This window comes from Sorangium sp. So ce128, from assembly GCF_051525245.1.
In the GTDB taxonomy this organism is placed as follows: domain Bacteria; phylum Myxococcota_A; class Polyangia; order Polyangiales; family Polyangiaceae; genus Sorangium; species Sorangium cellulosum_B.
Genome location: NZ_CP150313.1, coordinates 2893857 through 2919365, shown reverse-complemented (window position 1 = coordinate 2919365; position 25509 = coordinate 2893857). Strand labels below are relative to the sequence as shown.

Below are 25509 nucleotides of genomic sequence, written 5' to 3'. Positions count from 1 at the left end.
CGCGCCGCGGAGGAGCGTTGCCGGCGGCAGATCTCTCGCGTATCTCAAACAACTCGTGCGTTTGCGATCTCCGCCCGGCGCGCTCTGGGCCGCGACCATCGCGGTCAGCGCCCTGCTGTCCTTGACAGCGCGGGCCGCGCCTCCGCACCCCCGGGCCGAGGGCGCCCTCCACGGCGCCGCGCCAGGCGCTCCCGCCGGCGACCGGACGGGCGAAGGGGCCGAGGACGGGCGCGCCACGTCCGCCGGGAGCGCTCGGCTCGACGCGGCGGGGGACGAGGCCGCCGCCGAGCAGGGGCCATCGCCTGCCGTCAAGCCGCGCGTCGAGCTCGCCTCGCGGCCGCCGCCGCTGCACGTCGAGTACGTGCAGTACGGCGTCGCCCTCGTGGCCGAGATGAGCCTCGATCCTGGCGCTGCCTGCCCGCGCTCCGGACCCCTCTACGCGTGCATCCTGGGCAGCGGAGGCGGGCTCGCGATCCGCGGCGGATACCGCTCGCCGGGCCCCTGGTACTTCGGCGGCGCGTACCAGTTCACCAAGATGGACTCGAGCAACCTCTACCGGCTTGGAATCTTCCAGCAGCTCCGGGCCGAGATGAGGTACCTGCCGGACATCGGCTACCGGGCGGCTCCCTACTTTTTCGCCGGGATCGGCGGCGTCGCCTACGGGAACGAGTGGGGCGTCGAGACGGGCGGCGCGCTCATCTTCGGCGGCGTCGGGGTCGAGCTGGAGGTCTCGCGCCGCGCGGTGCTCGGCGTCAGCTGCGTGTACCGGCCGGTGCTGCTCGCTGGCTGGAGGGACACGGCCAACTACGAGCGGGCCACCGCCATCGCGCAATTCGTCGGCTTCGAGCTCCTTCTCGAGGTGCGGACCGAGGTAGGCCGGCGCTGAGCGGTTCCCCTGTCCGCTCGAGAGAACGCACCGGCTACTTGACTCGACCGTCGCTCCGCGGTCCCCTCGGCAGCGTGATCTGCGATGTGTGCGGCCGCGACAACGCTGGCGATCTGACGTTCTGTCAGGATTGCGGTCGACGGCTGAAGGCTCGAGAGGCGCGGGTCGTTCCGCCGACGCCGCCGAGCGGCTTGCCGCAGGTGTCGCTCCCGGCCCTGCCGGCGCCCGCGCAGGCCGAGACGCCGCCGGCGAACGACGCCCGCGCGACCGCCAGGGCGCCGGGGCCTCGCGGCGCGCCGGGGCGCCTTCGCCCGGAGGCGCCCGTGTTCTCCTTCAGCCCTCTCAGCTCGGCGAGGACGGAACCAGCGATGCCGGCGGTGCACGGCCGCGGCGAGGGCGCCTCGCGCCCGGCGCGCGAGGGCGCCGCGACGCCGGCTGCTGGCGCGCTGGACAGCGCGATCCAGATGGTGCCAGCCCTGCAAGGGCCGAGGGTCACCGAGCGGGGTGACGCGCCCGCGACGCCCGCGACGCCCTCGATCACCGACGCGATCCTGGGGCTCTCCTGCGCGAACTGCAACGGGGAGAACCCTCCGGGCTACCGCTTCTGCGTGACGTGCGGCGCGGCGCTGAACAGGAGAGATGGCGGAGCGCCGGCGGGCGCCCCGCAGCCGGTGAGCCAGGTGTCGAAGCGCGCCAGGGGAGAGCGCGGCGAGCCAGGCACCGCGCTCTCCCCTGGCGCGCCGTACATGGCGCCCCCGCCCCACGAGGAGATCGGGACGACCGCGCGAGGTCTCCACGACGTCACGCCCGCCGCGCTCCGGCACGCGCCGCCCACGGAGGCCGCGCCGCCGCCAGCGGCGCGCGACGAGCGCTCCGACGCCGGAGACGCGCCTCAACGGGTCGGCGCGCCGGCCAGGCCGGCTCCGCCCCCGCTGCCCCCGGTCGCCCTGCCCCCAGCGCGGCTGCCCGCGGCCAGCGGGAGCAACGCGGACAAGATCGTCGGCTCGCCGGTGGTCGACATCGCGTCGTCGCAGCGGGCTCCCGTCCCGCCGGTCGAGTGCGCGCGCTGTCGCGGTCAGTGCCTGGCAGGCACGCGGTTCTGCAAATATTGCGGTGCGCCCCTCGAGGGCGAGCGGCCCGCCTCCGAGCGCCCATCCAGGGCCGCCTCCGAACGCCCGCAGCCCGCGCCGGCGCTCGCCCCGGACGCCCGGCGCGACCCGCAGCGGCCCCCGCAGACTGCCGAGCCCGCCGGGCCGATCTCGAACGAGGCGAGCAGCGCGCCGCCAGCCTCCCAGCGGCCGCTCGCGCCGCTGCGCGCGTCCCTCTCGGTTCGCCCGCCGGCGTGGGTTCCGGCTGACACCCAGCCGACCCGAGCGCTCGAGGGCAAGCTCATCGTGATCGTCGAAGACGGGACCGAGGGAAAGAGCTTCCCCCTCGCGGGCCCGCAGATCGACATCGGCCGAACCGAGGGGGATATCGTCCTCGAGGACGACCAGTACGTCTCGCCGCGGCACGCGCGGCTCATCCCGCAGGAAGGGTCCTGGGTTCTCCGTGACCTGGGCAGCGTCAACCGCATCTACCTCCGCATCCGGAAGACGCACCCCCTCCGAGATGGCGACTTGCTCCTCCTGGGCCTCGAGGTGTTACAGTTTCAGACCGTGAACGACGGCGAGCGAGGCCTCGGCCATGCCATCCAGCATGGAACGTTGCTGTTTGGCTCGCCCGCCATCCACCGCCGGGCGAGACTCTGCCAGCGGACGGTGGAAGGCGTGACGCGGGACGTGTACCACCTCTACCGGGATGAGACGGTGATCGGACGGGAGACGGGAGACATCGTATTCACGGCCGATCCGTTCCTCTCGCGACGCCACGCCGCCATCCGGAGGAACCCGGCCACGGGGGAGTTCACGCTCAGCGACCTGGACTCGTCGAACGGGACCTACGTCGCCATCCGCGAGGACGTCAGCCTCCTCGATCGCGATTTCGTGCGCATCGGGCAGCACCTGTTCCGCGTGGATCTCCCCCGATGAGCGATCAGACCGTCCGCGAAACGCCGACCGAGGCGCTGGAAGTCGAGGGGCTCCCCGGCGCGACGTCCGCAGGAACCGACTCGAGCAGCCACGCCGGCAAGGCGCTTCATGACTCCCCGCACGGCGCCGCGTCGCTCGAGTCCGGCAAGGCGGGGTCTGTGGAAGCAGGCAAGCCCGTGAACTGGAAGCCCCCGCCGCCCAAGACGCGTCCGGCCTCAAACGCCGCGCACAAGGCTGGCATCGCCATGAAGCCCGTGAAGGCGCCCAGCACATCGAGCCCGGAGAAGGTCGGGCGGAAGCTCCCTCCGCCGCCGCGGGTGCGGCTCACCGCCGGCGGGTCGCGCGAGGAGGACACGGATGGAAGCGCCGCACGGTCGGACGACCTGGGAGACGCTGTGACCCCCGATGCTCCGCCGGCCGCCGCTCAGGCGCACGCCTCCCCCGCGGCCGCGTCGTACGACGGCGCGCTCGACGAGACCCCCGCCGCGGAGGCCGCCCACGGCGGCGCTGCCGGGCGCTTCGCGGGCGAGGCGCCGGGGGGTGGCGAGCCGGACGAGGGCGGGCAGCGCCCCGACGGCATGGACGGCGCAGCGACACCGCCCGACGAGCCGCGTCGCCCCGAGGTCGTGCTGCGGCTGTTCGGCCGGACCGATGTGGGCCAGGTCCGCGAACACAACGAGGACAACTTCATCGTCGCGGATCTCACGAAGGCGAGCCGCGGCCTGATGGAGATGGATCGCTACCAGGTCGTCGGCGAGCGGGGCGCCCTGCTCGGCGTGTGCGACGGCATGGGCGGCGCCGCGGCCGGCGAGGTCGCGAGCCAGCTCGCGGTCGACATCATCTACCAGCGGATGAGCGTCGCCGGTCCCCCGGAGAACCACGACGAGCTCGCGGCGCGGCTGGTGCAGGCGATCGAGGCGGCAGGCCTCCGGATCTTCAGCGAGGCGAAGCTCGATCGGACCCGGCGGGGGATGGGGACCACCTCGACCATCGCCGCGCTCATGGACGATCACCTGTTCCTCGGCCAGGTGGGCGACAGCCGCGCGTACGTCCTCCGCGGCGATCGGCTCGTGCAGGTGACGCGCGACCAGTCGCTCGTGAACCAGCTCATCGAGGCGGGCCAGCTCACCGAGGAGGAGGCCGAGACCTTCGAGCACAACAACATCATCCTCCAGGCGCTCGGCACCGCGGACTCGGTGCAGGTCGACCTCACCTTCGTGGAGCTCAAGCGGGGCGACACGCTGATGCTCTGTTCCGACGGGCTCTCGGGCATGGTGCGGAACGAGGAGATCCGCGAGGTGCTGCGGAGCGTCGACGATCCGATCGAGGCCTGCAAGGTGCTGACGGATCGGGCCAACCAGGCCGGCGGGCACGACAACATCACGGTGGTGGTCGCCAAGTTCGACGGCGACGGGCTCGCCCTGCCGGAGCTCGAGGACATCGAGGACCTCCGCTACCAGAAGTACGCGCTGCCCGAGCACCTCCTGGCCCAGAACGCCGCCGCGTCCGAGCCGGCGCGCAAGGTGAAGGAGCTCGACGAGAAGAAGATCTCGCAGCGGCCCCCCTCGCCGAAATCGTGGCTGAGCAGCGCGGACAGCGACATGGACGACGACGGGGACGACTACGACCACGTCGCCTCGCCCCTGCCGGCCGACGACGCGCTGGACGAGCGCAACGCCCGCGCGCCCGTCCAGGGCGACGAGCCGATCATGATCCCGACCGACGGCGCGCCGCAGTGGCTGGTGATCTTGATGATCGTGAGCGCCGTCGCGTGCGTTACCATCGCCGGCTACTACCTGCTTCGTTAGGGTACGCGTAGCGCACGTGCGCGCGCCCCCCACCGCGATGCTGCGCAGCAACGACAAGCGTGACCGGCAGACTCCGGCCGCCCCGCAGGAAGAGTGGCCCCCCGGGCGCCCGGACGCGGACGGCCGCGTCGACGTCGAGACCGCGCAGCGCATCGTCAAGGATGCCGTCGTGCAGGCGATGCGGCGCGAGGAGAAGGCGCTCGCGCTCGTGCGCGCCAAGGCGGACGAGGCGAGGCGCAAGGTGTCGCGCCACAACCTGATCCTCGGGCTGGGCGTCGCCGCGGCGCTCGTCGCCGTGGCCGTGGCCTTCGTGGTCACGTACCGGTCGCGCCAGGCGGCCGACGCGCTGGCGCGCGAGGTCGGCCTCGGGATCGCGCCCGCGGCGCGCCCGTCGGGCGCGATCCCGGAGCAGGTGCTCTCGGGGCGCGCCATCTTCGAGCAGAACAGGCTGGCGCTCTACGTGATGGGCTACAAGGTGGACAACCGCATCGGCGGTTGCTGCTCGGCGTTCGCCATCGCGCCCGATCTGCTCGCGACGAACGCTCACTGCGTCCGCGACTGCCGCGCCCGCGGCGGCACCTCGATCGTCACGCAGAACGACTCGATGGGGAAGATCCGCTTCCCCATCGTCGCGATGTCGGCCCACCCGGCGTACAAGCCAGGGCAGGCGGGCGCCGGCTCGCCGGACGTCGCCCTGCTCCGGATCGCCGGCAAGGCGACGCGCACGGTGAAAGTCGCGAACGACGCCGAGCTGCGGGCCATCGGGCCGGGCGACGACGCCTATGTCATCGGCTTCCCCGGTCGCTTGATGGACCCGCTGAGCCCCTCGGCGACGTTCCTGGAGGGCCGCATCGGGCGCGTGACCGGCATCGACGAGGAGGCGACGACGCCGGACCGAGCCGTCCTGATCCAGCACGACGCCGTCACGCGCGGGGGCAACAGCGGGAGCCCCATCTTCAACCAGTACGGGCACGTCATCGGCGTCCACGCGGCGCACATCGACGACGAGGACAACGTCACGATCGACGGCCGGAAGGCGACGGTGACGCAGAGCTCGCCGTTCCGCATCGGGATGCGGATCGATCTGCTGCAGGGGGTCCCGGCGCCGTGATGTTACGCGTCGTACATACCTTCGGGCGCAACGCCGGTTCTGTGGAGATCCATGACCGGCGCGCGGTGCGCTTCGGTCGAGCGCCGGACAACGACGTCGTCTTCGACCCGAACCACGATCGCGACGCGAGCAGCCACCACGCCGAGGCGCGCCTCGAGGCGGCGGGCTGGGTGCTCTACGACCTCGACAGCCGCAACGGGACCTACGCGGGCGGGCAGCGGATCAAGCGGCACCCGATCGCGTCGGGCGACGAGATCACGTTCGGCGCCAAGGGCCCGCGGGTGCGGCTGGAGCTCGTCGAGCGCCGCACGTCGGGTCCACCGCAGGCGCACGCTGTGGCGCATCACCCCTCTCCTGCCGCGGCTTACCCTGCGCCAGCGACGGGCCATCCCGCGCCCGCCGCGTACCCCGTGCCTACTGCGGGCTACTCCGCGCCCGCCGCGTACCCGGCGCCCGCCGCGTACCCCGCGCCCGCCGCGTACCCCGCGCCCGCCGCGTACCCCGCGCCCGCTGCCGCCCCCCCTGGGCACGTCCTGGCCGCGCCGCCGGCCGGAGCTCGGCGGGTCGGCGAGCGGACGATCGCCATGATGATCTCCTCCGCCGTCGCGGCCGCCACGGGGCGCGCGAAGCCCCGCGGCACCGTCGAGATCAACGCCATGCTCCACAAGGAGGTGCATGCCGCGACGGCAGGCCAGCGCCGTACGACCTACATCCTCGCCGCGCTCCTCGTGATCGCGCTCGCCAGCCTCGCCGCGCTCATCGTCTACAACCGCTCCTCCCACGACGAGATCAGCCAGCTGCGGGAGGAGCTCGCGGGCCTCTCGCCGGAGGACCCCCGGCGCAAGGAGATCGAGCGCCGCCTCGGGACGCTCCACCCCTCGAACGCCAACTTCGGGCGCAACCTCCACGACCGCTCCAGGAAGGGGATCTTCATGCTCGCCGCCGGGCGCGAGGGGTTCTGCACGGCGTTCGCGGTGCGGCCCTCCGTCCTCGTGACGAACGCCCACTGCATCACCGCGGCCAAGCGCCGCGGCGGCGCGATCGCGGCGCTCGAGAACGAGGGCCGGGGCCAGATAAGCTTCGCCGTGACCGGCATGCGGACGCACCCGCAGTACCGCGACAGCGCGGATCAGCTCACCCCGGACATCGGCACCGTGACGATCGCGGGGCGCGCGGCCGCCGTGCTCGAGCTCGCGACCCGGGAAGAGCTCGCCGCGGCCGGCGCCGGCGACGACGTGTACCTGATCGGCTTCCCGGAGCGGCTCACGGACACCGCGAACCCCGTCGCCACGTTCCTCGCCGCCAACGTCGGCCGGATCACGGGCGCGAACGGCCGGCCCGCGCCCGCGGGGGAGGCCTGGCTGATCCAGCACGACGCCCGCAGCACGAGCGGCATGAGCGGGAGCCCCATCTTCAACGGCCAGGGCAGGGTCATCGGCATCAACGCGGGCGGGTACCTCGAGGGCAACGACGAGACGATCTCTGGCCAGAAGATGGAGGTGGTAAAGGCCTCCCCCTACAAGTTCGGGATGCGCATCGACCTGCTCGACGCCATCTTGCGCTGACTCCCGGCCGAGAGAGATGCTCCGCCACGCGCTCCGCAGGCTCCTCTGGACGCTGCCGACCCTCGTCGGCGTCTCGCTGCTGACCTTCTTCGTGCTCTCCTTCGTCCCCGATCCGACGGACGATCCGCTCCTCGCCAGCTCGCTCTCCAGCGCGGAGCTCGCTCGGCTCCGCCGGGAGCGCTTCCTCGACCTGCCGCGCTTCATCAACCTGGAGCCCCGCGACGTGCGCCTGCGCGCCCTCGCGGCCGCGCAGGCCATCGCGGCCGGCGGCGACGACGCGGCGGCCGCCGCCGACGAGCTGCGGCGCCTCGGCGGCGCCGCGCTGCCGCACATCCTGCCGCTCGACGCGCTCGCGCCCGAGCCGCGCACCCGCGTCGCGCTCGCGCTCGCGCCCGTCGCGGCGCGGATGGGCCTGCCGCGGGCCGACGACGCCGCGGACCCGGCGCACGCGGTCGCGTTCTGGACGCGCTTCTGGGACGACCGCGGCATCGAGTTCCGGAGCGCGTCGGTCCGGAGCGCCGTGCGGCGCCTGGTCCGCTACGGATCCGCGTCGCGCGCCGCCGAGCTGCTGGAGCTCGACACGTTCGCCCTGCAGGCGGTGATCGCCGCGCTGCAGCCGCCGCGCGACGCCGCGACGCTCGAGCAGGCGCGCGCCCTCGTCGACGTCGCGGCCCACATCGCGGAGATCGACGACCGGATCGCCCCGGGCGACGACCTCGCGGAGGCCCGCGCGTGCGTCACGCGGTGGAAGTCGTTCTGGAACGTGTACCGCAGCGACTTCGAGGTGTTCACCGGCCCGGCGCAGCTCGCGGCGACCGTGCTCGAGACCCGCTACGGCAAGTGGGCGCTCGGCGCGGTCACCCACCGGCTCGGCGTCGCGGCGACCGGAGAGCCGGTGCTCGACGAGCTCGCGCGGCGCGCGCCCGTCACCCTCGCGCTCGTCTTCGGGGCGATCGCGCTGGCCTACGCCGTGGCGATCCCGCTCGGCGCGCTCAGCGCGGCCTCGCAGGGCCGGCGGAGCGACTCCGCGATCGCGGCCGCCGTGCTCACCGCCGCCGTCCTCCCGACCGCCGTCGTGGCCGTGGCCGCCGCGCTCCTCTCGGGCGGCGCGCGGTCCCTGCTCCTGCCGACGAGCATCATCGCGCTCTCGCTCGTCGCCGCGCCGACGCGGCAGCAGCGCGCCGCGCTCGTCGCGGTCCTGACGCAGGACTTCGTCCGGGCCGCGCGGGCGCGCGGCGCCGGCGCCGCGCGCGCCATCGCCGTCCACGGGCTCCGCAACGCCGTGCTCCCGGTCGTGACGCTCGCCATGCTCGAGCCGCCGATGGCGCTCGGCGGCGCCTTCGTCGTCGAGCGCGTCTTCGAGCTCCACGGGCTCGGCGAGCTCACGCTCCTCGCCGTGCAGGCGCGCGACGTGAGCTGGCTCATGGCCATCTCGATCGGCGCCGCGGCCATCGCCGCGCTCGGCGTGATCGCGACCGATCTCGCCTATGTGCTCGTCGATCCGCGGCTCGGCCCGGCGGTGCTCTCGCGGAGGAGCGAGGCGTGACCCACGCGACCGCGTTCCTCCGCCGGATGGTGGGCAGCAAGCGCGTCGCCATCGGCGCCGTGCTGCTCGGCGTCCTCGCCCTGCTCGCCATCTTCGCCGAGCTCCTCGCCGCCCCCGCGCCCATCGCCTGCTTCAGGCCGGGCCGCGCGGAGATCCTGCCCGCGGTCACCGAGGGCGCCGCGCTCGAGTCGCTCACCGAGGCCGAGCTCAGGGTGCGCTTCGAGGGCTTCGCGATCTGGCCGCCCATCCGCTACGGCCCGGAGCAGCGCACCGACGCCGGCCCGAACGCGTCGCCGTCCCTCGACCACCCGCTCGGCACGGACTTCGAGAGCCGCGATCTCGCCGCGCGGCTGATCTACGGCGCGCGCACGGCGCTCGGCCTGTCGCTCAGCGCGGTGCTCGTGGGCATGTTCCTCGGCGTCGTGCTCGGCGGGCTCGCGGGCACGCTGCGCGGCTTCTGGAACGACGGCCTCGTCCGCCTCGTCGAGACGGTCGACACCTTCCCGGCGATCCTCGTCGTGGCCATCGTGCGGGCGATCGAGCGCGAGCCCTCCGCGCTGTCGCTGGTGCTCGCGGTCGCCTTCGTCCGCTGGGCGGAGATCGCGCGCCTCGTGCGCGCCGAGGTGCTGCGCGCGTCGAGCGAGGAGTACGTGGCGGCCGCGCACGCGCTCGGCAGCACCCGGCTGCGCGTCTTCTACCGCCACATCCTCCCGAACGCGCTCGGCCCCGTGATCGTGAGCTCGGTGCTCGGCGTGGCGTCCGTCGTCCTGCTCGAGGCGGCGATCTCGTTCCTCGGGATGGGCGCGCCCGCGCGCGTGGCCTCGTGGGGGGAGACGCTGGGCCAGGCGGCGCGGCACCCGAGCGAGATCCGGCTGCTCGTCTTCCCTTTCGTGCTGCTCCTGGCGACGGTCGGCGGCTCTTACCTCATCGCCGACGCCCTGCGCGACTCCATCGATACACGCACCGTGCGCGCGCGCGTCCCGCGCTGACGGGGCGCGACGCGGGGGCCGCACGTCCGCGGACAGCCGCCGGCCGTGCAGCGCTCTCGCGCGCCGAAATTGCGCTGAAATCGCGTTCATCTCCGCGATCTCGGCGGCGGAGCCCTCGCGCCGCTCGATCTCGCAGGAAAGGCCCGCTATGAATTCGCCCGCCATGGCCGTTCCCGAGATCAACGAGCAGGAGTTCGAGCGCGAGGTGCTCCGCAGCGAGTTGCCCGTGCTCATCGATTTCACCGCCACCTGGTGCGGACCGTGCAAGACGGTCGCGCCGGAGGTCGACGCCATCGCGCGCGAGCTCGAAGGCAAGGCCAAGGTGGTCAAGGTCGACATCGACCGGTCGAAGCGCATCGCCACCACGCTGCGCATCCAGGCTGTCCCGACGTTCATGGTCTTTCATCGAGGCCGCCCGGTGGCCGCCGAGCAGGGCGTCCTCAACCGGAAGCAGCTCCGCGAGCTGCTCGATCCGTTCCTCCCGCGCGCCGAGGGCGCCATCCGGGCGGCCGAGCTGGCGCAGCTGATCCGGGAGGGCCAGGTGGTCCCCGTGGACACGCGCGAGAGTCCCGCCTACGGCCGCGCCCACATCCCGGGCGCGGTGCACATCCCGATCGAGGAGATCGAGGGCCGGCTCGCCGAGCTCCACATGCTGGCCGGCGCGCCCGTCCTCTATTGCCGCTCCGGCGACAAGTCGAAGGACGTCGCCGCGAAGCTCGCCGAGGAGGGCGTGCCCGTCGCGTTCCTCGAGGGCGGCTTTCTCTCGTGGGAGGCCGAGGCGCTCCCGATCCAGCGCCCCGACTGACCGCTGCCGCAGGGTGACGCTGCGCCGCTCGGCGAGCTCGGCGCCGCGCGGCAGCACCCTGCGCGGCGCGGCGTCACCCCTTCGCGGCCGACAGCGCCGCCGAGACGACCTCGCGCACCGGCACGCCGTGCGTCCTCGCCGCCGCGGCGCAATCGTCGAACTCCGGCTTGATCTGCGGCGGCCCGAACGGCCCCTCGCTGATCTTCACCCGGATGGCTCCGTACGCCGTCTGCACCGTGGTGATCCGCCGCGGCCGCTCGGTGCGCGCGACAGGGATCTTCCGTAGCCCGATGCTGGTCGTCTCGCGGAGCAGCGCCGTCGCGACGGCGTCGGCCTGGGGGGCGGCCGCGAGCGCCGCGATCGTCAGGGCGGGGCGCCCTTTCTTCATGGTGATCGGCGCCGCCCAGGCGTCGAGCGCGCCCGCCGCGAACAGCGCCTCGATCGCGTGCCCTGCCACCTCGCCCGTCAGATCGTCGACGTTCGCCTCGACGATCACGTGCGACGCGCTGCCGAGGCTCTCGTCTCCACCCGTGCGCGTCCCGAGCACGACCCGCAGCAGGTTGGGGCGGTCCGGCAGCTCGCGCTGACCGGCGCCGAAGCCGATCCGATCGGGGGCGAACGTCGGCCAGCGCTCGAACCGGGTCGCCAGCGTGGCGATGATGGCCGCGCCCGTGGGCGTGACCAGCTCGGCGTCGAGCTCGACGCCGTAGGTCGGGACGCCGCGGAGGCACGCGACCGCCGCGGGCGGCGGCAGCGGGAGGATCCCGTGCCGCGCCTTCACGAACCCGCGCCCCATGGGCAGCGGCGATCCGACGACCTCCGCCCCGATGTGCACGATCGCGGCGGCGGAGCCCACGATGTCGACGATCGCGTCGACGGCGCCGACCTCGTGGAAGTGAACGTCTTCCAGGCGGATCCGGTGCACGGCGGCCTCCGCCTCGCCGAGGCGCCGGAAGATCCGGCGCGCCAGCGCGGCGACGGGCGGATCGAGCGGCGCGGCGGCGAGCATGGCGTCGATGGATCCGTAGGTGCGCTCCGGCTGCGGCGCCTCGACGTGCACGTCGAACGAGGTCGCCACGATGCCGCTCCGATGGGCGTGCCCGCGGTGCAGGTGGAACCCATCGAGCGGCAGCGCGGCGACGGCGCGCTCGATGACGAGGAGGGGCACCCCGAGATCGAGCAGCGCGGCGATGGTCATGTCGCCCGCGATCCCGCTGAAGGCGTCGAAGAACAGGACCTTGCCCGTGCCCGCGCCCTCCTCGAGGAGCGGCGCGCGCGGATGGTCGTGCGCGTGCCCGTGATGGCCCTCGTGCGCGTGCCCGTGATCGTGATGGCCCCCGTGCGCGTGCCCGTGATCGTGATGGCCCTCGTGCGCGTGCCCGTGGTGGTGCTCGTCTCCGTGCGCGTGGTCGTGATCGTGCCCGTGTCCCATCTCTCGCCTTCTCCGTTCCCCGGGCGCCTTCGCGGCGCGGCGCTCCCGCGGTCGCGCTCGTTCCGAGCTACTCCTTCGGCAACATGCGATGCACCACCATCGCCGCGCCGAAGCCGCTATCGATGTTGACCACGGCGACTCCGGAGGCGCACGACGTGAGCATGGCGAAGAGCGCGGTGAAGCCGCCCAGGGCAGTGCCGTAGCCGACCGACGTCGGCACCGCGATCACCGGCGCCGCCACGAGCCCGCCGACCACGCTCGGCAGCGCGCCTTCCATGCCCGCGACCACGATCACGGCCGACGCCTTGCGCAGCTCCTCGACGCGATGGAGGAAGCGGTGCAGCCCCGCGACCCCCACGTCGTACAGCCGCTTCGCCTCGAGGCCCACGGCGCGCAGCGTCTCGATGGCCTCCTCGGCGACCGGCAGATCGCTCGTGCCCGCGGTCACGACGGCGACCGCCCCGGCGGCGCGCTTCGGCGGCGGCGCGACCTCGATGCTGCCGGTCCGCGCGAGGGGCACATAACGGAACGCGGGCAAGAGGGCCGAGACCGCCGCGCCCTTCGCGGCGTCGACCCGGGTCACGAGCACGTTCTGCCCCGCCCCCGAGATCTCCCCGGCGATCAGGGCGATCTGCTCGGGTGTCTTCCCTTCGCCGAAGATCACCTCGGGGACGCCCTGCCTGAGCGCGCGGTGGTGATCGACGGTCGCGACGCCCAGGTCCCGGAAAGGCAGCCCTCGGAGGGCATCGAGCGCCTCCTCGACGGCAAGCTCGCCGGTCCGAACGCGCTCAAGCATTTCCCGGACGAGGCGCGGCTCCATGTGCGCAGCCGCTTAGCGCGGCGGCGTTCCCAGAGCAAACGTTCCGCCCAGCCTGCCCAGCCGCGCCCGGAAGAACCCTGGCGTGGGCCGCTCGAGCCGTCCTGGTCAGGAAAAGGTCCAGGCACTTTGCTCAGGAGGGGGCGACAGGACTACTTTCGGCGCCGCGTGCCCGCCTTCGTCGCTCCCCTCGTCGGCTTTGCTCTCGGTGCGCTGCTCGCCTGGTTCAGCGCTGCAGCCCCTCACCGCCTGGGCGCGCTGCGCGCGTCGGAGCCTCGGCTTGCGCCGGGCGCGCGCGCTCGGCCGCTCGCGCTCGTCTCCCTGTTCGCCTGCCTCGTCTTCGCGCCGGTCTGCGCGTACTTCCTCGTGTTCGCCCCTGACTGGAGCTTCGCGTACCTCGTCGACACGCGCCGCATCCCGTCCGCCGTCGACCTCGTGCTCGTCCTCGTCAATGCCGCCTCGGTGCCCGCCGGGTTCGCGGCCGCGAATCGCTTCGCCGGGAGCGCTGGCGGCAGGTGGACCGCGCAGCGCGCGGTCCACGCGCTCGCCGTCCTTGCCGGCGCTCCGCTGTCGATCGCCTTGGTCGCCGTCCTGGCCCTGTCCCGGCGGCTCGCGCTCGACGGCACCTACCGGCAGGTCGAGGGCGACTTCGGCGTCCACCCGGTCGCCGGCGGTCCGCTCGGTTATGCGCTCCTCTGGATGTACACCATGCTGGCCGCCGGCTTCGCGGTCACCGTGAGCGCCCTGCTCCGGCGCGAGCCCGCGGGCGGCGCGCCGAAGGCCGAGCCCTCCCCCGGCGCGCGCCCCCGCGCCGTCCCGAGTGAGCCAGCGGCCGAGGTCGTTCCGCCCCGGCCCGCCTCGACACGCCCTCAGCGGCGGCTCGGCGTCGGCAGCGGCGGGCGCTCCAACCGGCCGGGCTGAGACGCCCCTCGTGCGCGCGGGGATGCGCGCGGGGAGGCGACCGCGCCACCGCGTTGACGGAGCCAGCCCGCTCCACCACCCTGTCGCCCCATGTCCGAACGAGCCCGCGTGGAGCAGCAGGTCGAGGAACTCATGGAGCTCGCCGAGCAGGTGGTGACGCGCGCCAGGAAGGGCGGCGCCGACGTCGCGGAGGCGATCGCCCGCTCCGGCTCCGAGCTCACCACCAAGGTGCGCCTCGGCGAGCCCGAGCTCGTCGAGGAGGCCGTCCACAAGGGCCTCGGCATGCGGATCATCAAGAAGCAGCGCGTCGCGCTGACCTCGACGTCCGACCTCACGCCCCGCGGCATCGATCGCTTCGTGGCGGACGCGCTCGAGCTCGCCGACATCTCCCAGGAGGACGCGTTCGCCGGCCCCGCCGATCCGGAGCTCATCGCCAAGGGACCGTTCCCCGCGCTCGATCTCTACGATCCCTCGGGAGGCGAGGTCACGGCCGCGCAGGCGATCGACATCGCGCGCCGAGGCGAGCAGGCCGCGCGCGACGCCGACCCGCGGATCACGAACAGCGAGGGCGCGACGTTCTCGCGGAGCGCGGGCGCCTTCGCCCTCGTCCTGTCCGGCGGCTTCCGCGGCGGCTTCGCCGGCTCGTACGCGCAGCTCGTGGTCTCCCCGATCGCCGACGACAGCGGCGACAAGAAGCGCCGCGGCTTCTACTTCACCGGCCGGCGCCACCTCGCCGACCTGGACGCCCCGGACGCCGTGGGCCGCGAGGCGGCGCGCCGGACGCTGCGCAAGCTCGGCGCCCGCAAGGTGGCGACCTGCGAGGCGCCCGTCGTCTTCGACCCGGACGTCGCCCGGTCGATGCTCGGGTTGCTCGGCTCCTGCATCATGGGCAGCTCGATCTGGCGCAAGTCGAGCTACCTCGTCGGCCGCGAGGGGACACGCATCGCCAGCGATCTCATCACGGTCGTCGACGACCCGCTGATCCCGCGCGCGCCCGGCTCGCGCCCGTTCGACGGCGAGGGCCTCCTCGCCCGGCGCAACGTCGTGGTCGAGCAAGGCATCCTGAAGACCTACCTCTGCGACAGCTACAGCGGCCGGAAGCTCAAGCGCCCGCCGACCGCCAGCGCCTCGCGCGGCGCCGGCGGCGGCGTCGGGCCGTCCACGTCGAACTTCCTCCTCCAGCCCACCTCCACGCCGGCGGCGGAGATCGTGCGTTCCACGCCGCGCGGGCTGTACGTCACCGAGATGATGGGCTTCGGCTTCAACGCCGTGACCGGCGACTTTTCCCGGGGTGCGTCCGGCTTCTGGATCGAGAATGGAGAGCTCGCCTATCCGGTGAGTGAGGTAACCATCTCACTGAACCTGGACGAGCTCTTGCAACGGATCGACGCCGTCGGGGATGATCTGGATCTCCGGACGTCGACGTGCTCACCGACGTTCCGGGTCTCCTCCATGACCATCGCTGGAAGCTGAAGCGCCTCCGTCCGAGGAGCCATGCTCCTCGGGCGCGTCTTCCTTCAGGAGACTCCGAAGCGGACTCGACAGCGGGGTTGCGAGCGACCCATCAACCGGCCCCGGGTTGTGCTGCAGGAGGGGTTCTGACCTCAGCGGTTCGCTCTGCAGTGCTGCGGCTCCTGGCGGAGCCTCCTCGGGCGCGACCGGCCGTCCCAGCCCAGCCTCTTCTGCTGGGCGTAGGACGGCCGGGGCCCTGGCTCAGCGCGAAGACCCGCCTGCGGCGAGGCTCCGCGGCGGCTCTTCCGACGCCGGACCGCTCGCCGCCTGGAGGGGCGTCGCCGCCTGCGCGGCCGCTTCGGGCACGAGGAAGCCCTTCAGCTGCTGCGCGTCGCTCCGGCCGATCCGGCCGACGAACGACGGCAGGCTGATCGGCTCATCCGACAAGGCGACGAAGGTCCCCTGCGAGTTCGCTCGGTGGAGCGCCTCGAAGAGGGAGGGGACGTCCACGTCGCTGGACACCGCCCGCACGTCGACGATGTACACGTCCGCGGGGTCCGCCCCCGCGAAGATCAGCGCGTCATACGGGTGGCTCGCGTGCCGAATGGGCACGCCTTCCCCGAGGGCTCGCGCCACGTGGGCCATCGTATCCTTGGTGCCGATGGCCATCATCGACTTGGAGGTCGCCTTGGCGAGCTCCCTGGGCACCGAATAGCCCCATGCACGGAGGAACTCGGCCACGTCCGCAGCCTTGAAGCGCAAGTGTCTCCCCGGCGTACGGAAATGGGCAATCCTCCCCCGATCTACCCAGTTATGGATTGTCTTCAAGTCGACCTCGCACAAGGCTGCGAGGTCCGATGCCGTCAACAGCTTTTCACGAACACCAGCCATCGCCGAACTCCACGCGAAAGGCACCTGCCGCACAGCTCGCGTTCACAGCGCGGCAGCGTCTCCTCAGGTGGCGGCCCCCCCACCCGTCTGTCTACTCGATTGAAACCTAGCTCTCATAGACGGGTCCGTCACCCGCTTTGCTCGAATTTTCTCAGCCCCATGGCGAGTTCGCCCCGCGCGGAGGCAAACTCCCCATCCTTCAGGGGATCTCCTGGTTCATTATGTTCACGCGACCGGGCGTCGGCCAGCTGGTCGTGAAGGAGCCAGCCGAGCCGTCTGGAGCGCGCGGAGCGACGCGGGCCAGGCTCATTCCCGGCTTTGGCACGGGCGCGGCGGGCGACCTGGACAAGACAGCACCTCCTCGATCCTTCAATTTGAGCGGTTCTCCCGAGTTCGACAGCCCGTGGCTGCCAAGTTTGGGGACGCGGAGAAGAAGCGTCTCGGGAGGAGGCGGAGGGTCGAGCTCATCATCAGAAACGTAGTCCTCGTTGACGACCAGAGCGTACGCGCCGGGCATGAACGAAATAGGGGGCAATTCGGTCTCACCCCCCACATCGGCGAGTACAACCCCTGTGAGCTCAGCAGGGACGTCACCGTCATTGTAGAGCTCGACCCACTCCTGCCCTGGCTCTGGCCCGACGGGGTTCGCCAGCACCTCGTTGATGATCACATGGGGCATGGGCGCGAGCGTCATGGCCGAGAACGTCCGGCGCTCCACGACCCCGGCGTTGTCGACGGTCGCAATGGCGAGCTCCACGGGGCTCAAGGGCGGCAGGGGAGCGAGGACGAACGGCTCGCCCGGCGGTAGCGCGAGGACTTCGTCGAACCCCACGCCCGCGATCGCCCAGAGCAGCGGAGCATCCGCCGAACGAACGAGGATCCGATCGTCGGCGACCCGAGCACAGCCCGGCCCGAGCGCGAGCTCGTCCGCCGCGCACGCCACCGCGATGGCGGGAAGCGGATCTGATTCCAGCATGAACGGACGCGGATCGAGGCTCACTGCTGTCGGCTCGCCCGGGAGCGCGACGGGAGGCCCCACGAGGCGCACGCCGTCGGCCTCGGGCGGCGCCGTGGCGGTTGGCTCCCCTTCGAAGCGCAGGCAGCGCGCGCCGATGTCGTCGACGGCGCCGCGGCGCAGCTCGCCCGCCGGTCCGCCAGGCGCGAGCGTCGCCGCGGCGATCACCTCCGGGAGGGGAGCGTCACCGCACCACACCCCCAGGCCGAAAGTCGCGCCTGCGTCAGGCGGCGGCCAGAGCCGTGAGAGCACGGGCGGCGAGCCCTCCGTGGCGATCTGGATGTGGTGCGAGAACACAGGGCTGCCACTCGCGATGGCGTAGGTCTCCCCGGGGGCGAGCGGGGCGAGCGGCGCCACGGTCAGGGAGAGGTCGTCAGGGGGAGTCCCGTTCAGCCAGGCGATCGAGGGGACGACGCGCTCCGACAGCGCCGTCGACAGCTCGCCTCGCTCTATCTGCCGGAGGTGCGCCGCGCTGAGCTTGCCGCGGACGAGCAGCGCACGGGCGGGGTCGACGCTCCCGAGAGCGGCGCCGGGGAGGAGCACGCGCGCCCGCAGCACCGGAGGCGCGGCGTCCAGCGGCGCGGCGGGCTCGATCTGGAGCTCGGGGCCCGGATCTGCGGGGCCGGCGACCTCGGCGTCCTCTTCATCACCGCCTTCATCGAGTTGTGGGGGAACGACGAGCTCCGGCGCGCAGGACAGGGGTGAGGCCACGAGCGGCGTGAGCGCGAGCGGCAGCGCGCGGAGCGCGCGGGGAGTCCACGAGGGGCGAATCGGGCAACGATGGGTCATGACGCGGAGTTCGGCAGGAGCTCGCTGCCGGTTGCTCGACGTCGCTTTCTTTTTTCGAGGCCGCTACCCTCGCCCCGCATGGCCCCCGAGGACATCAAGAAGCTCCGACAGGAGCTCGGCTGCACGGCCCGCGAGCTCGCCGGAGCGCTGGGCATCGAGCAGGAGACCGTGCTCGCGTGGGAGCACGGAGATCTCTTTCCCACGAAGCGCTTCGTGGGAATGATGGAGGAGCTGCGACGAAAAGGTCCGGAGGCGATCCCCCGCAAGAAGAGGAGGCAGGTCGCCACCTCGCCGCTCCAGGTGCTCGCCGATCCCGAGCTCTGGCGGCTCTTCCGCAAGCTCCTCGCCCACCCCGAGCTGAGGAGCGCCGCAACGAAGCTGGCCGAGGCCTATCCGGATCCGACGGATGCTCCACCGCCGTGAGCGACGGGGCGACGCGCTGGACGTTCAGACAAGGGTGAACGTTCAGTCCTCGTCCTCTTCGTCGTCCTCATCATCTTCGTCGTCCTCATCATCTTCGTCGTCCTCATCATCTTCGTCCTCGTCGTCTTCTTCATCCTCGTCTTCGTCGTCCTCCTCGTCTTCGTCGTCCTCCTCGTCCTCGTCCTCGTCGTCTTCGTCCCCGTCTTCCTCGTCCTCGTCCTCGTCCTCGTCGTTCTCGTCGTCCTCGTCGTCTTCGTCCTCGGCGTCTTCGTCATCCTCGTCGCGCCGTTCCTCCGCGACGTCGTTGGCGTGCTGGAAAGCGTCCTTTTCAGCAGGCTCACCAAGCGCTGCGTCCGCTCCCACGACAGAGATCTCGTCAAACACTTCGTTTTCCCTTGCTTCCATCGCGATCTCTCCCTCCCGCGGCGCAGCAGACGACGCGCCGACGTCTTCCGATAGGTTCTCGCCCGCACTGGCGACGCTCGTCCGGAGCGATCCTTCCGCGCCGGCGAAGCTCTCCTGTCCCGATGTCACCACCCCCGTCTCGGGCGGCTCTTCGCCGAGCTCACGCTCATAGGCACGGCGCGACTCCTCGGTCAGCTCGGTGAACTCGCGCAGGGTGGGCAGCTCGCCGAGCGCCTTCAGGCCGAAGAACTCGAGGAACTGCGCCGTCGTGCCGTACAGCATCGGACGCCCAGGCTCGTCCTTCTTGCCCAGGATCCTCACGAGGTCACGCTCCAGGAGCGACTTGAGCGCCGCGCCGGAATCCACACCGCGGATCTCGTCGATCTCGGGCCTCGTGATCGGTTGCCGGTACGCGACGATCGCGAGCGTCTCCGTCTGGGCGCGAGACATCTTGACCGGCTTCTGCTCTGTCACCTCGCGAACGAAGGGCGCAAATGCAGGGCTCGTTCGAAAGACGTACCCTCCGGCGACCTCGTCCAGACGAAATCCTCGTCCGTCGTACTCCGCGACGAGCTCGGCCAGCAACTCTCGCACGACGCGGTGCTCTGCGTTCGCCGAACGCGCGAGATCACGGGCCGGCACCGGTCGCTCCGCCACGAAGATGAGCGCTTCCAACACGCCCTTCAGGTGCTTGCGCGCGACGGCAGAGAGCCCGGGCGCCGTGGTTGCGCTCCGGACAGGAACGTCGGCGCGGCGCGCCGGATGACCGAGCTGGTCCCACGCGCCAGCGCGGAAGCGAGCGACCGGATCTTGCCATGTCCCTTTCGGTGCGCGCGGCTCCTTCTTCGCGCCCCTCGGCTTCTTCGTTCCGCCGAGCCATGCGTGCGCAGCCGCCCTCAGCCGCGCGGGCGTGGTCTGCGCGCTCGCCTTGGCCGGCGTGCCCTGCCCTGCCGTCTTCGGTGCACGCGGCTCCTTCTTCGCGCCCCTCGGCTTCTTCGTTCCGCCGAGCCATGCGTGCGCCGCCGCCCTCAGCCGCGCCGGCGTGGTCTGTGCGCCTGCCTTGGCCGGCGTGCCCTGCCCTGCCGTCTTCGGTGCACGCGGCTCCTTCTTCGCGCCCCTCGGCTTCTTCGTTCCGCCGAGCCATACGTGCGCCGCCGCCCTCAGCCGCGCCGGCGTGGCCTGTGCGCCTGCCTTGGCCGGCGTGCCCTGCCCTGCCGTCTTCGGTGCACGCGGCTCCTTCTTCGCGCCTCTCGGCTTCTTCGTTTCGCCGAGCCATGCGTGCGCCGCTGCCCTCAGCCGCGCCGAGGCGCCCTGTCCTGTCGTCGTCTTCGCTATGCGCCGCCGCTTCGTCGCGGCATCAGCCACCGTCACGGCCACTCCCTGCGTCTACTTCATCCACCTCTGTCGGCGGCGCTGCGAAGTCCTCTGCGGTCGAGTGCGCGTTCGGGCCCACAACCGCATCGCGCTCCGCCTCTTCCGGAGCCGGACCGGCATCGGCCTCCATCGCGTCCACCAAAGGCTCGCCCCCGGCGACGTCGTGCGCACGGCTCCTCTCCTCCGCCGTCCCAGGAAGCTCCGTCCCCGATGCTGCGCCGCTCGATTCCTCAGCTGGCTCGGCCAGCTCCGGGTCCGTCGGTTCGCCGGTCGGTGGCTCCACGGGCTCCGCCAGGTCCGCGTCACTCGCCTCGACGTTCCTCTCTTCCACGGGCTCGACCAGCTCCGACCACGCCGGTTCGCTGCTCGACGCCTCCGCTGCTTCCGCGGGCTCCGGTTCTGCCTCCGCGACACTGACGTCCTCCACCTGCTCCACAGGCTCGGCCGGCTCCGGCCACGCCGGTTCGCTGCTCGACGCCTCCGCTGCTTCCGCGGGCTCCGGTTCTGCCTCCGCGATGCTGACGTCCTCCACCTGCTCCACAGGCTCGATCGGCTCCGACCACGCCAGTTCGCTGCTCGACGCCTCCGCTGCCTCAGCGGCCTCCGGTTCTGCCTCCGCGACGCTGACGTCCTCCACCTGCTCCAGGAGCTCGACCGGCTCCAGGCGCTCCGGTGCGCCGCTAGGCGCCCCCGCGAGCTCCGCTTCCGACAGTTCTCCGCGCGCCTGCTCGGCCGGCTCGACGAGCTCCGACCCAGCCGGCTCGCTTCGCCCCACCTCGACGGCCTCCGCGACCTCGCCCTCGGCGGCAGCAGGCGGTACTCCTGCCTCCTCGCTCCCCGCTGTCTCGATCCGCTCCGCCACCGGCGCGCCGTCCTCGAATCCGTCATCCGTCACCGGCGCGCCATCGGCTACCGCGAGCTGGATGTGAATGGGCGCCAGCGAGTCCGTCTGATGGACCCGGATGAGCCTCAGCTTGCACATCTCGAGCACGGCCAGGAACGTGATGACGACCTCGAAGCGAGGGATCACTCCCCCCTTCGAGACGCTGTCGAGCAGCAGATCCTCGAACCGCATGGCGCGCCGCGCGGAGAGCTTCTCCGTGAGCTCGACGATGCGATCCGTGATGCTGATGCGATCGAAGACGACCTCATGATCAATCTGGACGTTCGTCCGCTTCAGCACGCGCTCGAACGCGTCCAGCAGGCTGAAGATGGCCGTCTGCGCGAACGGAGCCGGGCCCTTCGGCACCTCGCTCTCGCTCATGCCGCGCGTGAACACGTCGCGCCCGAGCGTCCCGCGCTCGGCCAGGTCGGCCGCGGCGACCTTGTACTTCTGGTACTCCAAAAGCCGCCGGACGAGCTCCTCCCGCGGATCCTCCTCCTCACCCGGCATCCCGTCGTCGTCCTGCCCCGCAGGCACGCTCGGCAGGAGCATCTTCGACTTGATGTGCGTCAGCGTCGCCGCCATCACGAGGTATTCGCTCGCGAGGTCGATCGAGAGCGAGCGCATGATCTTCAGGTACTCGAGGTATTTTTCCGTGACGAAGCTCACGGGGATGTCGAGGATGTCGAGCTCGTGCTGCTGGATGAGGTGCAGCAGCAGATCGAGCGGCCCCTCGAACGTGGGAAGCGTGACGACGTACTCGCCCTCGCGCGGCCCTGCATCGGCCGCCGGCGAGGCGACCTCCCGGGGCGGCGAGGCGGCCTCCCGGGTCAGCGAGGCGGCGGCCTGGCGCGCGGCGGGCGCAGGGGTGGCACCCGCGTTGCCGCGCCCTTTCCCGCTGCGCGCCCGTGCTGCACCCGCCTTGGAGCCGCTCACGCCGCGACCGTAGTCGCAAGGCGCCGGTCGGTCCACGTCCGAGCGTCCTCGGGCGCCGCGGCGCGCCGAAACGCCGCTGCGTCCGAGAATTTATGGCGGGAGCGGTGCTAGGATCAGCGCCGTCGATGGAGCCGTCCCCCGCGAAGAGCTGCCCCTCGTGCGGCGAGCGCTACGACGCGGGCGTTCTCTACTGCCCGCGCGACGGCACCCCGCTCGCGAGCTCGCGCAAGAGCCCCACGTTCGGCGCCGCGGAGCGCGACCCGTACGTGGGCATCACGCTCGGGGGGCAGATCCAGACCCGCCACCTCATCGGCATCGGCTCGATGGGCCGCGTCTACCGCGCTTTCCAGGCCGGGATCGAGCGCGACGTGGCCGTGAAGATCCTCCACCGCGAGCTCAGCAGCAACGCCGAGCTCGTGAGCCGCTTCCACCGCGAGGCCAAGATCTCGAGCCGGCTCGTCCACCCGAACGTCGTCCAGGTCCTCATGACCGGGAGCGTGCCCCCCACGGCCGACCCCCGGATCGGCGGGGAGCTCTACCTCGTCATGGAGCACCTCGACGGCATCTCGCTGCTCTCCGCGCTCGCCGCGGCAGGGGCAGGCGGCGAGAGCGAGGCGCTGCCGCTCCCGAGGGCGCTCCACATCGCCCTCCAGGTGTGCGACGCGGTCGGCGAGGCGCACGCGCAGGGCATCGTCCACCGGGATCTCAAGCCCGAGAACATCATGCTCGTCCGCCGCGGCGAGGACCCGGATTACGTGAAGGTGCTCGACTTCGGCATCGCCCGCCTCGACTGGGCCGACAAAGCGATGACCACCCAGGCGGGGCTCATCTTCGGCACCGCCAAGTACATCTCGCCCGAAGGCGCCGAAGGACAGCGGGTCGGTCCGCCGGCGGACGTCTACTCCATCGCGACGATGCTGTACCAGTGCCTCGCGGGGCGCGCCCCGTTCGAGGGCGACTCGCCCGTCGCGCTCCTGGTCCAGCACACGCACGCCCCGCCGGCGGACCTGCGCAGCATCGCGCGCTCCAGCTACGTGCCCGAGCCCATCGCGCGGATCGTGATGCAGAACCTCGCCAAGAAGCCGTCGGACCGGGCCCCCGACGCGCGCGCCCTCGGCCGCGACCTCGCCCTCGCCGTCCGGGCGAGCGGGCTCGACCCCGATGAGATCGCCGCCCAGCCCGGGCTCCTGCGCGCCAGCGCGGTCATGAAGCTGGCCTCGAAGTCGCGCACCAAATCGCTCGATCTCTCCCCCGCGCTCGCCGCCCAGATCGGCGGCATCGCCGCGCCGACGCTCGAGAGCGCCCACATCGGCGACCTCGATCCCCGCCTCCCGGGGGGCGAGGCAGCGCGCTACAGCGACCCCGCGTCGCACCGCCGCGAGAGCGACCCCGCGTCGCGCCGCCGCGAGGAGGAGCGCTCCTCCTCCAGCGGCGTCGAGCGCGCTTCGTCCAGCTCGATGAGCTCGGCGCCCTCCTGGACCACGCCGCTCGCAGCGCCGTCCCAGGCCGAGCGGCCTTCGAGCGGCGCGCGGTTCGGCGGCGCGTTCGCCGAACCGGTGGAGCGGCTCGACGCCGGAGCGCGCGCATCGTGGAGCGCCGCTCGCCACGGCGGCGCGGCGGACGAGCCCGCGCGCACGGCGATCGGCCTCGGCATCGATCCCATGCGCGACGCTGCGCCCGTCCCGTCGACCATGCAAGGCGTCGAGTCCGCGGCGCGGCCGCTCCCCCGTCGGGCGATGATCGCGCGCGCGACCGCCCTGCTCGCGTGCGCCAGCGCGGTGGGGTTCGTCGTGTTCCTCGGCGGGCGGCACCTCGGCGCCTTCGGGGGGCCGGCCGCGCGCGACACCCTCGAAGCACACATCGAGCGCGCGCGCGACTGCATGGGCAGGCACGCCTGGGACACGCCGCCCCGCGAGAACGTCAAGGAGATCGTCTCGCAGGCGCTCGCGCGGTGGCCAGGAGACGCGCGCCTCGCCGAGCTCCGCCGCGAGTCGTCCGAGCGCATCGTCGCCGACGCCCTCGGGCGGAAATATGCCGGCGACAGGGCCGGCGCCATCCGGCTGGCGAAGCTCGCGCTCGAGCTGCAGCCGGCGCTCACCACCGCCCAGCACCTCGTCGCCGAGCTCTCCGGCGGCCCGCCGGGCGCCGCCCCGGCGCCGCCCCCTCAGGTCGCCCCGCAGAGCGCGGGGCCGCAGGCCGCAGGCGCCGACCGCAGGCCTGCGCCGCGCCGCCCCGCGCCGGCCGAGGTCCGCGGCGCTCCCCAGGGCCAGCCGCCGGCGCCCGTCCCCCGGGGCGCGCCGGCCCCGTCCCCGACGCCGGGCGGCGCGGGTTCGCCCGACAGCACAGGCGCCGCCTCGCCGCCGGCCAGCGCCGCACCTGCGCCGGTCCTCCCGCCCTCGCCGCCGCCGCTGCCCACGGACGCCGCCTCGCCGCTCCCCTCGTCGACGGGTCCTTGGTTATAATCCAGAGAAGGTGAGTCCAGCCGGCCGGTACCCGATGTCGCAAGCGCCCGCCAACGCCCGCGCCGGGCAGGGCGGCCGGGCAGCGCCGGCGGGGCGTGGCAGCGCGCGATCGCCGAGCGCGCGCGCGCTCGGCGCCGCATGCGCCGCCGCGCTCGCCGCGCTCCTGCTCTCCGCCCCCGGCCGGGCCGACGAGAGCAGGGCCGCCCGCCGCGCGGTCGCCGCGCGCGAGCGCGGTTTCCCCTACACCATGGTGGAGGTGAGCAGCGGCGTGATGACGCTCCCGGGCGCCGACGTCTGCCCCGTTTCGCTGTCTCCGGGCGCCTGCGAGCAGGGCGAGACGAGCGTCTCCCTCGGCATCCACAACCTCTACCGCTGGCGCGACATCGGCTTCGGCGCAGGCATCTTCTGGGCGGCGACGCTGACCTCCGACGCCGCGCGCGGCGCGCGCGGCCTCGAGCGCGATCACGCGCGCAGCTACTTCATGCTCGACGGGCTGTTTCGCTACTACGCCCTCCGCATCCGCAGCTCGGAGTGGTGGGCCGGCGTGACGGTCGGCGGCGTCGTCGTCAACGACTCGTGGTCGGTCGAGGCCGATCGCAACCCGTACTCGGACACGGCGTATGTCGGGCCCAGGGCGGCGACGATCGGCACCGAAGGGGTCGCCGCGGGGCTCGCGATCGGCGGCGACTGGGCCTTCGCCGACAACTGGAGCGTCGGGAGCCACATCCGCTACTCGAGCTGGTTCCTCCCCGAGCAGCGCAAGGTCTCCCCGACCGGCGATCTCGCCTCGCTCTCCGAGCGCGTCGACATGTTCAACATCGGCGTCCTGATCGCGTACCGCCTCGCGCTCTGACGCCGCGCCAGGCGCCGCCTGCGGCGCCTCACGCCCTGACGCCGCGCTCCGCTCGGCGGGCGGCAGTTGACGCGACATCGCCAGGTCGGTACGCCTGCCCGGCCGTTTCCATCCTG

Annotated in this window: 19 protein-coding genes; 13 read left to right on the top strand and 6 right to left on the bottom strand. The window is 72.6% G+C overall.

The genetic code is table 11. The features are described from left to right. Positions 1-55: 55 nt before the first annotated feature. The 8 genes from WME82_RS11405 (at position 56) to trxA (ending at position 10740) form a co-directional block, all read left to right on the top strand. Positions 56-886: a hypothetical protein gene (locus WME82_RS11405; RefSeq protein WP_438042851.1), complete on the top strand. Its 831-nt coding sequence runs from the start codon at positions 56-58 to the stop codon at positions 884-886. A gap of 38 nt (positions 887-924) precedes the next feature. Next, complete coding sequence (locus WME82_RS11400; RefSeq protein WP_438042850.1) at positions 925-2916, top strand: FHA domain-containing protein; 1992 nt, start codon at positions 925-927, stop codon at positions 2914-2916. Further along, positions 2913-4724, top strand: a complete 1812-nt coding sequence (locus WME82_RS11395) for a Stp1/IreP family PP2C-type Ser/Thr phosphatase (RefSeq protein ID WP_438042849.1) — start codon at positions 2913-2915, stop codon at positions 4722-4724. The genes WME82_RS11400 and WME82_RS11395 overlap by 4 nt, the downstream gene beginning before the upstream one ends. A gap of 16 nt (positions 4725-4740) precedes the next feature. Continuing rightward, entirely contained in the window at positions 4741-5835 is a 1095-nt protein-coding gene (locus tag WME82_RS11390) for a trypsin-like serine peptidase (RefSeq protein WP_438042848.1), read from the top strand. Positions 5836-5876: 41 nt separating this feature from the next. Next, complete coding sequence (locus WME82_RS11385; RefSeq protein ID WP_438042847.1) at positions 5877-7400, top strand: trypsin-like peptidase domain-containing protein; 1524 nt, start codon at positions 5877-5879, stop codon at positions 7398-7400. A 16-nt stretch (positions 7401-7416) separates the two neighbouring features. Then, the gene (locus WME82_RS11380; RefSeq protein WP_438042846.1) at positions 7417-8946 is read left to right on the top strand and encodes an ABC transporter permease subunit; all 1530 of its coding nucleotides are present in this window, start codon (positions 7417-7419) and stop codon (positions 8944-8946) included. After that, positions 8943-9935 carry an ABC transporter permease gene (locus WME82_RS11375; RefSeq protein ID WP_437745485.1) on the top strand — a complete coding sequence of 331 codons (993 nt, stop codon included), beginning with the start codon at positions 8943-8945 and terminating at the stop codon, positions 9933-9935. Before WME82_RS11380 ends, WME82_RS11375 begins: the two co-directional genes overlap by 4 nt. Positions 9936-10098: 163 nt before the next feature. After that, positions 10099-10740, top strand: coding sequence for a thioredoxin (trxA, locus tag WME82_RS11370; RefSeq protein ID WP_437870510.1), 642 nt, complete (start codon positions 10099-10101; stop codon positions 10738-10740). A gap of 73 nt (positions 10741-10813) precedes the next feature. Here the strand turns inward: trxA and larC are convergent, their stop codons facing one another. Further along, positions 10814-12172 carry a nickel pincer cofactor biosynthesis protein LarC gene (gene larC, locus WME82_RS11365; protein ID WP_438042845.1) on the bottom strand — a complete coding sequence of 453 codons (1359 nt, stop codon included), beginning with the start codon at positions 12170-12172 and terminating at the stop codon, positions 10814-10816. A 67-nt stretch (positions 12173-12239) separates the two neighbouring features. Next, positions 12240-12992, bottom strand: coding sequence for a nickel pincer cofactor biosynthesis protein LarB (gene larB, locus WME82_RS11360; protein ID WP_438042844.1), 753 nt, complete (start codon positions 12990-12992; stop codon positions 12240-12242). A 165-nt stretch (positions 12993-13157) separates the two neighbouring features. On the opposite strand from larB, the gene WME82_RS11355 reads away from it, so the two are divergent. Both WME82_RS11355 and WME82_RS11350 read left to right on the top strand, forming a co-directional pair. Continuing rightward, positions 13158-13910, top strand: coding sequence for a hypothetical protein (locus WME82_RS11355; RefSeq protein WP_438042843.1), 753 nt, complete (start codon positions 13158-13160; stop codon positions 13908-13910). A 90-nt stretch (positions 13911-14000) separates the two neighbouring features. After that, entirely contained in the window at positions 14001-15383 is a 1383-nt protein-coding gene (locus tag WME82_RS11350; protein WP_437745480.1) for a TldD/PmbA family protein, read from the top strand. Positions 15384-15623: 240 nt separating this feature from the next. Here WME82_RS11350 and WME82_RS11345 read toward each other — a convergent pair whose 3' ends face one another. Together WME82_RS11345 and WME82_RS11340 are read right to left on the bottom strand one after the other, a co-directional pair. Continuing rightward, complete coding sequence (locus tag WME82_RS11345; protein WP_437299085.1) at positions 15624-16253, bottom strand: helix-turn-helix domain-containing protein; 630 nt, start codon at positions 16251-16253, stop codon at positions 15624-15626. Positions 16254-16452: 199 nt separating this feature from the next. Then, positions 16453-18057, bottom strand: coding sequence for a lamin tail domain-containing protein (locus tag WME82_RS11340; protein ID WP_438042842.1), 1605 nt, complete (start codon positions 18055-18057; stop codon positions 16453-16455). A gap of 78 nt (positions 18058-18135) precedes the next feature. On the opposite strand from WME82_RS11340, the gene WME82_RS11335 reads away from it, so the two are divergent. Next, positions 18136-18480 carry a helix-turn-helix domain-containing protein gene (locus tag WME82_RS11335; protein WP_437745478.1) on the top strand — a complete coding sequence of 115 codons (345 nt, stop codon included), beginning with the start codon at positions 18136-18138 and terminating at the stop codon, positions 18478-18480. A 42-nt stretch (positions 18481-18522) separates the two neighbouring features. Here WME82_RS11335 and scpB read toward each other — a convergent pair whose 3' ends face one another. Together scpB and WME82_RS11325 are read right to left on the bottom strand one after the other, a co-directional pair. Further along, the gene (gene scpB, locus WME82_RS11330) at positions 18523-19563 is read right to left on the bottom strand and encodes an SMC-Scp complex subunit ScpB (protein ID WP_438044877.1); all 1041 of its coding nucleotides are present in this window, start codon (positions 19561-19563) and stop codon (positions 18523-18525) included. Between the two features lie 679 nt (positions 19564-20242). Further along, positions 20243-22078 (bottom strand): segregation/condensation protein A, encoded by a 1836-nt coding sequence (locus WME82_RS11325; protein WP_438042841.1) that lies wholly within the window; start codon positions 22076-22078, stop codon positions 20243-20245. A gap of 125 nt (positions 22079-22203) precedes the next feature. On the opposite strand from WME82_RS11325, the gene WME82_RS11320 reads away from it, so the two are divergent. Further along, positions 22204-24540, top strand: coding sequence for a serine/threonine-protein kinase (locus WME82_RS11320; protein WP_438042840.1), 2337 nt, complete (start codon positions 22204-22206; stop codon positions 24538-24540). A gap of 10 nt (positions 24541-24550) precedes the next feature. Continuing rightward, the gene (locus WME82_RS11315; RefSeq protein ID WP_438042839.1) at positions 24551-25393 is read left to right on the top strand and encodes a hypothetical protein; all 843 of its coding nucleotides are present in this window, start codon (positions 24551-24553) and stop codon (positions 25391-25393) included. Positions 25394-25509: the final 116 nt, after the last annotated feature.

What these genes read in the sequence shown, in the direction of transcription:
- WME82_RS11395 (WP_438042849.1), top strand. Translation starts at nt 2,913, where the DNA reads ATGAGCGATCAGACCGTCCGCGAAACGCCGACCGAGGCGCTGGAAGTC.
- trxA (WP_437870510.1), top strand. Translation starts at nt 10,099, where the DNA reads ATGGCCGTTCCCGAGATCAACGAGCAGGAGTTCGAGCGCGAGGTGCTC.
- larC (WP_438042845.1), bottom strand. Translation starts at nt 12,172, where the DNA reads ATGGGACACGGGCACGATCACGACCACGCGCACGGAGACGAGCACCAC.
- WME82_RS11320 (WP_438042840.1), top strand. Translation starts at nt 22,204, where the DNA reads ATGGAGCCGTCCCCCGCGAAGAGCTGCCCCTCGTGCGGCGAGCGCTAC.
- WME82_RS11340 (WP_438042842.1), bottom strand. Translation starts at nt 18,057, where the DNA reads ATGACCCATCGTTGCCCGATTCGCCCCTCGTGGACTCCCCGCGCGCTC.
- larB (WP_438042844.1), bottom strand. Translation starts at nt 12,992, where the DNA reads ATGGAGCCGCGCCTCGTCCGGGAAATGCTTGAGCGCGTTCGGACCGGC.
- WME82_RS11345 (WP_437299085.1), bottom strand. Translation starts at nt 16,253, where the DNA reads ATGGCTGGTGTTCGTGAAAAGCTGTTGACGGCATCGGACCTCGCAGCC.
- WME82_RS11380 (WP_438042846.1), top strand. Translation starts at nt 7,417, where the DNA reads ATGCTCCGCCACGCGCTCCGCAGGCTCCTCTGGACGCTGCCGACCCTC.
- WME82_RS11335 (WP_437745478.1), top strand. Translation starts at nt 18,136, where the DNA reads ATGGCCCCCGAGGACATCAAGAAGCTCCGACAGGAGCTCGGCTGCACG.
- WME82_RS11350 (WP_437745480.1), top strand. Translation starts at nt 14,001, where the DNA reads ATGTCCGAACGAGCCCGCGTGGAGCAGCAGGTCGAGGAACTCATGGAG.